Annotated in this window: 9 protein-coding genes and 1 pseudogene; all 10 read right to left on the reverse strand. The window is 47.6% G+C overall.

Annotation, left to right across the window (positions count from 1 at the left end):
• Nucleotides 1–114: 114 nt before the first annotated feature.
• Nucleotides 115–756, reverse strand: a complete 642-nt coding sequence (hisIE, locus tag L5M28_RS08070; protein ID WP_263203000.1) for a bifunctional phosphoribosyl-AMP cyclohydrolase/phosphoribosyl-ATP diphosphatase HisIE — start codon at nucleotides 754–756, stop codon at nucleotides 115–117.
• Between the two features lie 134 nt (nucleotides 757–890).
• Nucleotides 891–1,664, reverse strand: a complete 774-nt coding sequence (gene hisF / locus L5M28_RS08075) for an imidazole glycerol phosphate synthase subunit HisF (protein ID WP_263203001.1) — start codon at nucleotides 1,662–1,664, stop codon at nucleotides 891–893.
• Entirely contained in the window at nucleotides 1,646–2,383 is a 738-nt protein-coding gene (hisA, locus tag L5M28_RS08080) for a 1-(5-phosphoribosyl)-5-[(5-phosphoribosylamino)methylideneamino]imidazole-4-carboxamide isomerase (protein ID WP_263198555.1), read from the reverse strand. The genes hisF and hisA overlap by 19 nt, the downstream gene beginning before the upstream one ends.
• Before the next feature lie 70 nt (nucleotides 2,384–2,453).
• Entirely contained in the window at nucleotides 2,454–3,248 is a 795-nt protein-coding gene (gene hisH / locus L5M28_RS08085) for an imidazole glycerol phosphate synthase subunit HisH (RefSeq protein ID WP_263198554.1), read from the reverse strand.
• Nucleotides 3,249–3,279: 31 nt separating this feature from the next.
• Entirely contained in the window at nucleotides 3,280–4,371 is a 1,092-nt protein-coding gene (gene hisB / locus L5M28_RS08090; protein WP_263203003.1) for a bifunctional histidinol-phosphatase/imidazoleglycerol-phosphate dehydratase HisB, read from the reverse strand.
• Between the two features lie 114 nt (nucleotides 4,372–4,485).
• Nucleotides 4,486–5,643: a histidinol-phosphate transaminase gene (hisC, locus tag L5M28_RS08095; protein ID WP_411569170.1), complete on the reverse strand. Its 1,158-nt coding sequence runs from the start codon at nucleotides 5,641–5,643 to the stop codon at nucleotides 4,486–4,488.
• A gap of 46 nt (nucleotides 5,644–5,689) precedes the next feature.
• Nucleotides 5,690–7,012: a histidinol dehydrogenase gene (gene hisD / locus L5M28_RS08100; RefSeq protein ID WP_263203005.1), complete on the reverse strand. Its 1,323-nt coding sequence runs from the start codon at nucleotides 7,010–7,012 to the stop codon at nucleotides 5,690–5,692.
• A gap of 3 nt (nucleotides 7,013–7,015) precedes the next feature.
• Nucleotides 7,016–7,915: an ATP phosphoribosyltransferase gene (gene hisG / locus L5M28_RS08105; RefSeq protein WP_041408375.1), complete on the reverse strand. Its 900-nt coding sequence runs from the start codon at nucleotides 7,913–7,915 to the stop codon at nucleotides 7,016–7,018.
• A 926-nt stretch (nucleotides 7,916–8,841) separates the two neighbouring features.
• A complete protein-coding gene (locus tag L5M28_RS08110; protein WP_263203007.1) occupies nucleotides 8,842–9,855 on the reverse strand; it encodes an IS110 family transposase in 1,014 nt (337 codons plus the stop codon).
• A gap of 631 nt (nucleotides 9,856–10,486) precedes the next feature.
• Nucleotides 10,487–11,474: pseudogene (locus L5M28_RS08115) on the reverse strand (IS3 family transposase); the annotation flags it as partial.

The raw sequence follows: 11,474 nt of genomic DNA on the forward strand, positions 1-11,474 counted from the left end.
AGTTAGCTACATTTATCGCACGATAAAAAATGCCGCAGACTTGGCTCAAGTTTGCGGCATTTGGCATTTCCAGAGGTAAAACTGATACGCGTGATATCAGAGCCAGTAAGTAGATTATGCTTTGCTCTGCAGCGCCTTTTCATGTCTTGCCAGCAAGTTTGCTGTGATGTCACTGAGGCTTAAGTTTTGATCTTCAAGCAATACCAGCAAGTGATAGATAAGATCTGAGGCTTCGTTAACCAGCTCTTCTTTATCGTAGGTCGCAGCGGCAAGGGCGGTTTCAAGACCTTCTTCCCCGACCTTTTGGGCGATACGTTTAGTGCCGCGCGCAAACAAAGACGCCGTGTAGCTGGAATCGGCACTTTGCCCTTTACGCGAGGTGATTAAGCTGGCGAGATTGTTCAAAAATGGGTGCGCATTGTCATCTAACCAGCAACTTTCGGTGCCTTTGTGGCAGGTTGGGCCGTTGGGAATAACTTGCACTAACAGGCTGTCGTTATCGCAGTCCTTATCGATAGCCACCAACTTTAGCGTATTCCCCGAGGTTTCACCCTTAGTCCACAAGCGCTGTTTTGAGCGGCTGAAAAAGGTCACATCACCTGTGCTTAAGGTTTTTTCCAGCGCGGCTTTATCCATATAACCGAGCATTAATACCTTGCCCGATAAATGGTTTTGGATCACGGCAGGAATAAGCCCATCCTGTTTGTCCCAATCCAGCTCGCTAAAATCTGACTTAGTGTTTGTTTGCGTTGACATAGTGTTCACTCTTAATTTGTTGATGCTTTTTAGCGAAGTATTGTGGTTGCTAGCTCTTACTCATGCTCTTACTGTAGCGGTAGGCGGCATTAGCTCGCTATAAACGATTGACCGCGAGCGGCTAATTGCAATAGCTAGCGCCTAATCGCAATGCCTTCGGCCGCTAAATAGGCTTTTAACTCACCGATGTTGATAATCGCCTTGTGGAATACGCTCGCTGCCAGCGCGGCATCGACCTTAGCTTCAATAAACACATCGCGAAAATGCGCCATAGTCCCAGCACCGCCCGAGGCAATTAAAGGCACGTCGCAGATGGCGCGAACAAGTCTTAACTGCTTGATATCGTAGCCGCCGCGCACGCCGTCTTGGTTCATCACATTGAGCACGATTTCACCACAACCTCGTTTTTGCACTTCTTCAACCCAGTCTTGGGTGAACCATTGGGTATCTTTAGTCGCAGCCTCATCGCCAGTAAATTGCTTTACTTTATAGCTGTTGCTGGTGGCATCGAAAAAGGAGTCGATACCAATCACGATACACTGGCGGCCGAACTCGTCCTGCAGGCGCGAGATCAAACTCGGATCGGTTAAGGCGGGCGAGTTAATCGAAATCTTATCCGCACCAAAGGCTAATAACTCACGGGCTTGGCTAATGGTTTTAATCCCCCCTGCCACGCAGAAGGGAATATCAATCTGCTCGGCCACGCGGCTCACCCAAGATTTATCGACCACACGTTCATGGGCGCTGGCGGTAATGTCATAAAACACCAGCTCATCGGCGCCTTCTTCGGCATAACGCGCGGCTAAGGGCACTATATCACCGACAATTTCGTGGTTACGAAACTGCACGCCTTTCACTACTTTACCGTCTTTTACATCTAAACAGGGGACTAGTCGTTTGGCCAGCATTGGATTGCCTCCACCACGTTAAACTGATTGATAAGCAAGGCTTTACCGATAATGATGCCCGCCGCGCCGCTGTCACGTACGGCGGCAACATCTTCAAGAGTCGCAATACCGCCGGAGGCTTGCCAAGCGATATCGGGATAACTTGCAGCAATTTCTTGATAAAGCGCGGTATTCGCGCCCGTTAAGGTGCCGTCACGGCTAATATCAGTTACTAGCGCATGCTTTAAGCCGACCGCGCTAAAGGTTTCTACAAGGGATTCTAAACTCTTACCACCGCCACTTTGCCAACCGGATACGGCGACAATTTTCTCGCCGCTTTGGTTGATATTGACATCGAGTGCGAGGCAAATCGCTTCGCTGCCGTATTTGATAAACCATTGTTTGACTAACTCAGGTTCTTTCACCGCCAGTGAGCCAATCACCACGCGTTTTACGCCGATAGCTAATAATTCAGTGACTTGTTCTTCCGTGCGAATCCCACCGCCAACTTGAATATTAGCGTTTAGTCCCGCCACGAGTTCACTGATAAGGAGAGTTTGGCGTTTACCGGGATCTTTCGCGCCTGTTAAATCAACGATATGCAACCACTTCGCGCCTTGAGCCTCATAGGATTGCAGCTGCGCCAAAGGACTTAAATCAAAGGTGGTCTGCTGGCCGTAATCACCTTGATAAAGACGGACAACATTGCCATCAATTAAATCAATCGCAGGAATAATCATAAGCTTAAATCCTCGATTGATTTATTTATAAGTGGTTTATTAGTAGTTATTTTTTTGCTGAGTAATTTATTCATTGTTCAGCCTTATTAACACCAGATTGGCCATCAGCAGAGTTGCTTTGCAGCGCTTTGTTCATCAGAGCTTCGTTCATTTGTAACTCATCCATCAGTAAAAAGTTACGCAGAATTTGCGCGCCCACGGCGGCACTTTTCTCGGGGTGGAACTGCACGCCCATAAAGTTACCTTTGCCAATGGCGGCACTAAAGCCTTCACCATAGGAACATTGGGCTAAGGTAAATTCGCTCAATGGCGCACGGTAACTGTGGACGAAATACACATAACTGCCATCTTCAATGCCTGCAAATAACGGGTGAACGCTAGGGATTTTGGCTCCTTGTGAGTTTGTCGTTAGCTTAAGTTGGTTCCAACCCATGTGCGGCAAAGGTAAGTTTTCAGCTTTGAGTAACTGCGTATCCAGCTCACAAATGTCGGTTGGGATTATGCCTAAGCACTCGCAATCTTGACCTTTGCCGCCGCGCTCTTTAGAAATTGCCGCCAACATTTGCATGCCAAGGCACACGCCCAGCACAGGTTGAGTCAGGCCTTGAATAAGTTCGACTAAACCTTTTTCATGTAAGGACGCCATGGCGGCTCCCGCTGTGCCCACTCCCGGTAGCACCACACGTTTTGCCGCTTTGATTTTGGTTTTATCGTCTGTGACCAACACCTTAGCGCCTAAACGCTCGAAGGCGAAACGTACTGAGTTTAAATTGGCGCAGCCCGTGTCTATGATGACGGTTTCAGCATCTGATGATTCATTTGCTGTTAATTGCTGGCCAGCTGTTAATAGAGTGTCTTGTTGCATCCTAACCTCTTAAACGATTTATGCTGATACCTTAAAGCACGCCTTTGCTCGATGGCAGAATATCGCCTTCGACTTTAACCGCTTGGCGCAGCGCGCGGCCGAGCACTTTAAACAGGGCTTCAACCTTGTGGTGATCGTTATCACCTTCGGCGGCGACATGCAGCGTACAGCGCAGGCCATCGGCAAAGGAGCGGAAGAAGTGTGGCACCATTTCTGTGGCCATTTCGCCGACATGTTCACGCTCAAAATCGGCTGAGAACTTGATAAAAGGACGGCCAGAGATATCCAGCAGACATTCGCCCTTGGCTTCGTCCATCGGCAGACTAAAGCCGAAACGGGCAATGCCGCGTTTGTCACCGAGCGCTTGGCGCAGGGCATCACCTATGGCCAGCGCAGTGTCTTCGACGCTGTGGTGATCGTCGATTTCCAGATCGCCATCGACTTTCACATCCATTCTAAAATTACCGTGGGTGGCAATTTGATCGAGCATGTGGTCGAAAAAGCCAATGCCAGTGTCGATTTTGCCTTTAACGGGGCTGTCGAGATCAACAGTCACACGAATGTCGGTTTCTTTGGTGGTACGTACGACCGTGGCGGTGCGGCCTTTATTGAGCAGCGCATCAGCGATGGCATTCCAGCCCAACGTTTCGCGTTGATATTTAAGACTTTTAATGCCCATGGCATTGCCGAGTTCCACATCGGTTTCGCGATCACCAATTACAGCTGATTGGGTGAAATCGATGCAGCCTTGGGTGAGATAGTCTTTTACTAGCCCAAGCTTAGGTTTACGGCAACTGCAATTTTCATCGTTAAAGTGCGGGCAAATCACCACATCTTCGAAGTTCACCCCTTGGCTTTTGAGGATTTGCATCATCATATTGTGGGGCGCGTCGAAATCTTCCTGCGGGAAAGATGGTGTGCCAAGGCCGTCTTGATTGCTGACCATGACTAAACGAAACCCCGCCTTTTGCAGACGTAGCAAAGCGGGGATCACCTGTGGCTCGAACACTAATTTCGCTAGACTATCGACCTGTTTGTCGGTGACTGGCTCTTCAATCAAGGTGCCATCGCGGTCGATAAACAGAATTTTTTGTGCAACGTTCGGGACAAATTGTGGGTTCATGGCTCTACCTTCAAATTCAATTCGTTTAGCTAATGCTTAAGCTGATTTAACTTTCAGCGTTGCATTCGCTTTTTATTAGTTTTTTATGATCAGAGATTTATTATCAGTGACTTATTATTCGTTTTCTGATGACTGCTCAGTGCGTTGCGATTCAAATAAATTCACTAACACATCGGTATCCGCCTTTGAACTAAAGCTAAAGCGGATAGCTTTGGCAAGCCTTGGGTCTTTGTAAGCGCGGGCGACAACACCGCTGCCTTGCAGTAATGCTGCGACCTTAGCTACATCATCAAATTCAGCCAGCACATAATTGCCGTTAGGCTTAAGCACGCGGGCGCGGGACTCTGAACTATTCGATTTTGAACAATAAGCGCTGATCGCTGCTGTGAGTCTGGCGCCTTGCTCATTTAATTGTGCAACTTGCACTTTCATCCGCGCAATGCCAGCGCTTGATAGCGCCTGTGTGGCGACTTCACTCACGGGCAGCGGCACAGGATAGGGCGCAATCACGCGCATAATGATTTCGACTACGGCCTCGTTTGCCAGCATAAAACCACAGCGTGCGCCGGCGAGTGCGAAGGCTTTTGACAGGGTGCGCAGTACCACCAGATTCGGATAGCTTTCCAGCAAATCCGCCACGCTGTATTCGGGGCAAAACTCAATATAGGCCTCATCGATGACCACAAGCGAATCGGGCAGGGCTTTGATTGCTTGCTCGATAATGGCTTTGTCGATCACTGTGCCAGTCGGGTTATTGGGATTGCAGATAAACACCAGTTTTGCGCCGCGAACGTCCTTGGCATAGCTTGTCGGCAAGCCATATTCCGCGCTGAGATTTAACGCTTTAACGCCCACATTAAAGGTGTTCGCGCTGATGGCATACATGCCGTACGTCGGGCCAAAGTAGGCAATGCTGTCGACGCCAGGTATACAAAAGGCGCGAATTAACAGCTCAATCGCTTCATCGGCGCCGCGGCTGGCGACTATCTTGCTGGCGCTCACGCCGCTGTATTCACTGTAGGCATTGATAAGCTGCGGCGGTTGGCATTCTGGATAACGATTCAATTTTGATAAATCGAGCGCTGCCGTATCGACATTATTAAAAGGCGATTCGTTGGCATTGATCCAAATATCACCACGACCGCCCAGTCTGCGGGCACTCTGGTAGGGCGTTAAATCAAGTAACTCAGGGCGCGCTAGGCGCTCAGCTAACGTTAGCGGCGCCGGTGCTAACGTCGATGCTAATGCTACGGGTTCTGCTGTCTTTTCCATGCTGCTCACTTGGCTCATTTTCTTCACTCACATCTCATTAAGCGGATCATTGCTCTAGGCTAGCTAAACGTACTGCGACGGCATTTTTGTGCGCATCGAGCAATTCGTTACTGGCTAACGTCATGACCGCTTGCCCCAATCCGATTAAGCCCTTAGCACTAAGTTCCTGCACGGTAAAGCGGCGGCTAAAGTCGGCTAATGACAGGCTCGACACGGCGCGGCTGTAACCGTAAGTCGGCAGCACGTGGTTGGTGCCACTGGCATAATCGCCAACAGATTCAGGTGTATAAGCGCCTAAAAATACCGAGCCCGCCGCGCGAATGTTTTTCAGTACCTCACGGGGAAAGCGCGTTTGAATGATCAAGTGCTCAGGCCCATATTGATTCGAAACCTGCGCGGCTTGCATCATGTCGTCCACAACAAAAGTGCGACTGCTCAGTAGTGCCGTTGCCGCGATATCACAACGTGGCAGGGCAGTGAGCTGTCTTGTTAGCGCGTTATTCACGTCATCGGCGATAGCTTGCGAATCTGTCACTAAGATCACTTGTGAATCAGGGCCGTGCTCCGCTTGCGAAAGCAAATCGGCGGCAATAAATTCGCAATTGGCGTCGCTATCGGCAATCACTAACACTTCAGAAGGACCAGCTGGCATATCGATACACACAGTGCAGCGACCATCCTGTGACACTAAGCGTTTAGCCTCAGTGACGTAGCGGTTACCTGGGCCAAAAATCTTATCGACCGCCGGAATAGTTTCTGTGCCAAAGGCCAGTGCCGCAATCGCCTGCGCGCCGCCCACTTGATAGATTTCAGTGATCCCACAGGCATTGGCGGCATAGATAATGGCATCGTTGATGGGTGGTGGGCTGACTAATACTCTTTGTTCGCAGCCGGCGATTTTGGCGGGCAGGGCGAGCATCATCACGGTAGAAATTAATGGCGCACTGCCACCAGGAATATATAAACCCACTTTTTCAATCGGTTCGCTACGTAGCTCGCAGCGTACTCCCGCCTCGGTTTCCATATCAATCGGGCGAAATTGCTGGGCGCTGTGAAACACGTCTATGTTCGCCATGGCTTTGGCTATCGCCGCTTTAAGCTCTGGTGATACTCGTGCGCTTGCTGCAGTAATGTCGGTTTCACTCAGACGCAGCTCATCACTACCTTGTCCATTTAAATCTCTAGTCGCGTTATTGAAGCCATCAAACTTTTGATTAAATTCAGCAATAGCGGCATCCCCCCGCGTTGCCACCGCATCGATAATGGCGCGAACGCTTTGCTCTAAGCCGCTGTCACCAATTAAAGGCGAGCGTTTCAGCGCCGTTTTTTGCTCGGCGGTTGATAAGGTTGACCAAGTTAGGATTTCCATACATTACCCCATCATTTTTTCGATTGGCATCACCAGAATCGAGCTGGCACCGAGTGCGGTCAACTGTTCCATGGTATCCCAGAACAAATCTTCGGTACTGACGGCGTGGATAGCAACGCGGTTAGTATCATCATTTAATGGCAATACGGTTGGGTTTTCCGCGCCGGGCAGTAGGGCGACGATTTGATCTAAGGTTTCGGTTGGCGCGTGTAGCAGTATGTATTTGCTCTCACGGGCGCGGATAACGCCGTTGACGCGGGACAGAATTTTGTCGATGAGTGCTTGTTTAGTCGGCGATTGAGTTTGGGTCGATTGAATGATGCAGGCCATAGAGCGGTAAATCACTTCGGTTTCGTATAAACCGTTGGCCTCTAAGGTAGCGCCCGTCGACACAAGATCACAAATCCCATCGGCAAGGCCGGCACGCGGGGCGACTTCAACCGAGCCTTTTAACATACAGTCGCGATAAGTTATGCCTTTTTGTTGCATAAAACGGCGCAGAAGGTTCGGGTAAGACGTGGCGATGCGTAATCCTTCTAACGAGGAGGCATCGGCGTAACTGAATTCTGTTGGTACGGCTAACGAGAGGCGACATGATCCGAAATCTAACTGACGCAGTTTTAGGCAATCTGCGGGTTTGTTCAGAGTTTGACGCTCGATTTGTTCCTCTTCGAGCACGTTTTCACCGATGATCCCCATATCGACCACGCCGTCCATCACCAATCCTGGAATATCGTCATCACGAACGCGCAGTAAATCGATAGGCATATTGTCAGCGTGAGCGATAAGACGTTGTTCATTAATAGAAAATTTAACACCACAGCTTTTTAGCAGTTGCTGAGAGTCAGTAGAAAGACGGCCAGATTTTTGGATGGCGATGCGTAAACGGTTCGATTCAGTCATAGTGTTATCTCGCTCAAAAGTATCAAAATTAAAAGATTCAAAAAGTGTTGTTTAATCGGTTTAATACGCCTTGCCATTCAACGGGCTCTAGCTAATAAATCTAACTAAGTGCTCTAGCTAACGTATTGATAATTTATAAAATATCTAAAATTTTCTATTTAAATTAAAACCCAAATTAACGCCTAAAAGCAAAAACCCCCGGAATTCCTTCCAGGGGTTTATGATCATCTTGAATCAGTCCGCCAGAAGGATATAGTCCTCCGGCAGTGAGCGTCCGAAGGCTACCGCATATGGTGATGGTGGTGGATAGCGTTCAGTAGTGGGCTCATTTTACTCTCTCGGTATTTAACTTTATTGGCTTAACTGCTCGAAATACAGTGAAGCGTTGAATTCGTTGTTACGGACGTCTACCCGTATAAGTGGATTTAAACTAACCGCTTTTATGAGCCTTTGCAACAGCCAATTTGAATTAAATGAGAATATTTATGCGTTTTTGTGAAAGCCAGAGGGTTATCGTTAAATAAAGTTATTGAGCATATTTGTTGGTGGGATGTTGAAAGTGGATGGAAATGTGTTGGAAGTCGTGCAGGGGATTCGTAACTTGAGTTGTGAGCATTTGCTGATATTCATTAATACAGGCTTGCCATGGTGTTCACTCACCGACTCGCAGCTAGTCCTATATGGACACCTCAAATAGATCAACCACTTTTTGAGTAACAGAAAGTAATACTGCGTACGTATATCCGACCTGTTTGTGAGAATCTTTGTTCTCTGGCCTTAATGAGAACCGCGCCTTTGCTGCTTATCGTCCTTTCGGAGTCATATGCTCCTTGTACTCTCTCAGCATCTGCAAAGGCCGGTATTACCTGTTACTTCATTATCTGTAGTCGTGTTTTAAGGTGAGTTTAATACTCGATTTTTACATATTAACAAGGCCGATATTCGCTGCGATGAAACAGCATAGCCCAGATGATCCGCGCCAATTTGTTTGCAATTGCTACTGCCGCTTTCTGTTTACCTCGCCGCTCAATCACCTTTAAGGCCCATACGGAGATCCTGTCATTACTCTTACTTGCATAGCGAATAATCGACCAAGCTCCCTGGATCAGTTGCCGCCGCAGATAGCTGTTACCTCGTTTGGTTATGCCGCCCAATTTCTGTTTCCCCCCACTGGAAAACTCTTTAGGAACCAGTTCTAAATTTGCAGAAAAATGCCGAGCACCATGATAGCCAGAGCCATCACCGGCAAATGACACCGCGGCAGTGGCAATGATTTCTGCAACGCCTCTTATACCCATCAGTCGCTTGGCATCCGGGTGCGTTCTTGCCTGCAGTTTGATATCTTTTTCCAGCGAACCTATTGCAACGTTGATCGCACGCAATTCTTCCATCAGATCACGCATGTATTGGCGTGCAATCGTAGTGAGTTGATTACTGGCATCCTCAAGTAATTCCGGCAGCAAAAGATTCAATGGATTACGTCCTTTAGGGAGGGCTATTCCATATTCACTTAGTAAGCCTCTGATTTGATTGGTTAGTGCAGTGCGCATTCTGATCCGGCGCTCGCGAATTCTGTGGGTAATGATGATATCAACCTGCGGTAAGGTTCTCGGCTGGACGAAAATCATGTTCGGTCTCTGCGCCGCCTCACAGATAGCGAAGGCATCATTGCGATCGTTCTTATTGCCTTTGACAAATGGCTTAACATGCTGAGGCGGGATCAGTTTGACGTCATGCCCGAGAGAAAGTAACTCTCTGCCCCAATAGTTAGAGCCACTACAAGCTTCCATCGCAATAGTGGCATCAGGGTAAGTACGCAGAAAAGTCAGGAGCTGAGCACGTTTAATCGAACGGTTAAAAACACTCTTGCCTGCTTGATTAACTCCACATACTTGGAAGATATTTTTTGCGAGATCAATTCCTATTAGTGTAACTTTCATTTTGGACACCTTTTGTTGTTATTGAACGTGCAAATTCAATATGGCGTAAATGATGCCTACTTCACAAGAGGTGTCCATCCCATCATCCTTGGATGCTCGACCGCCCCGTCCATGGGGCGGACGGTCGTCTCGCTAATCACCATGGCCTACCTTTTTAGCATTAGCATAAACTGTAGGTTTTAAGGAGACACGCAGCACGCTTTTGGACAAAAGCGCGGAAGATCTATTACTCACAATCGTCTAGTTCACATTACGATAAGTATGGCGAAGGTCAAAAAACGTAGAAATTGCTGAGGTCAATTCTAACTAGATGGCCAAATTAACCGTACTACTACAAACAATGGGTGGCTTAGAAAAACTTGAATAACATGGATTGTTAGATGTGTTCATTTATGATGAAAGTATAAAACGGAGTAGTTTCATCCTCGATTAACTCACGTACTGAATTAAGCTGTAATCGTTTTGATACCGCTTTAAAAAAGCGCAAAGCCAGTTCATTTTCTTTGAACGTAGCGACCAGTATCGGTGTGCTAATCTGCTCAAATATTTGACGGACTACTTCGAGCGCAATCCAACCACCGCGATATTTAGGAAGAATAAAGAGGTCAGCCAGTTCCCAGATATGTAGTGGTCAAGTAAAATTGGCCACGGTTTTAGAGTCATTCCAATATAAACGTTCTGACTCATTTGGCGTTAACCCACCATTATATTGATGGGGTCTGGTCTCACTGTAATATCCAGTGATGTAATTTGTGATCTCTTTATCTGCTTCTGTAAAATTCCCATAACCACTAGCGGGGATCCACTCAGATTTCAAACTTCTAAAGAAACGCTCCATTGGTGCGTTATCCCAACAATTCCCGCGACGACTCATACTTTGCTCAATCTGAAGACGCCATATTAATTGTCTGAATTTCAAGCTTGTGTAATGTGAACCTTGATCGCTGTGATATATCACATTCTCAGGCTTCCCCCTTAACTCAAATGCCATTTTCAAAGCGTTACAGGTCAGCGCACTATCTGGTGATAATGACAAAGCCCATCCAACAGGTTTGCGGGAAAATAAGTCWARAACAACGGCTAGATAGGCCCAGCGATTACCGACCCAAACATAYGTCACGTCGCCACACCACACTTGATCTGGTTGAGTTACTGCAAACTGTCGATTWAGCGTATTGGGGATTGCAACATGCTCTTGTGTCGCTTTCCKATAAGAATGCTTAGGCTGCTGASAGCTTAATAACCCAAGCTTTTTCATTAGATTACGGGCTCGATAACGACTGAGACCAATCCCTTTATTAGTCACTAATTGCGCTATCGTTCGAGCACCGGCAGAGCCATGACTAATAYGATGTGCGGCCTTCACTTCACTGCATAAAATAGTMAAGTCTGCATCAATATGTTCTTTTCTTTTTAGCCAATACTTATAGCTACTTCGATGYACTTTGAATGCATTACAAATTGTGAGAATAGAGTGGCTCTGCTTGAGTGCGCTGATTAGCGTAAATTGTTCATCGAGTCTGACATCAAGAGAGCGGTAGCCTTTTTTAGGATAAGATTGTGCTCCTCAAGACGAGCTATTTGCTTCTTCAGCTCACGGATTTCAATTTGTTCAGGGG

The organism is Shewanella sp. SW32 (assembly GCF_025653365.1).
GTDB lineage: Bacteria > Pseudomonadota > Gammaproteobacteria > Enterobacterales > Shewanellaceae > Shewanella > Shewanella oncorhynchi.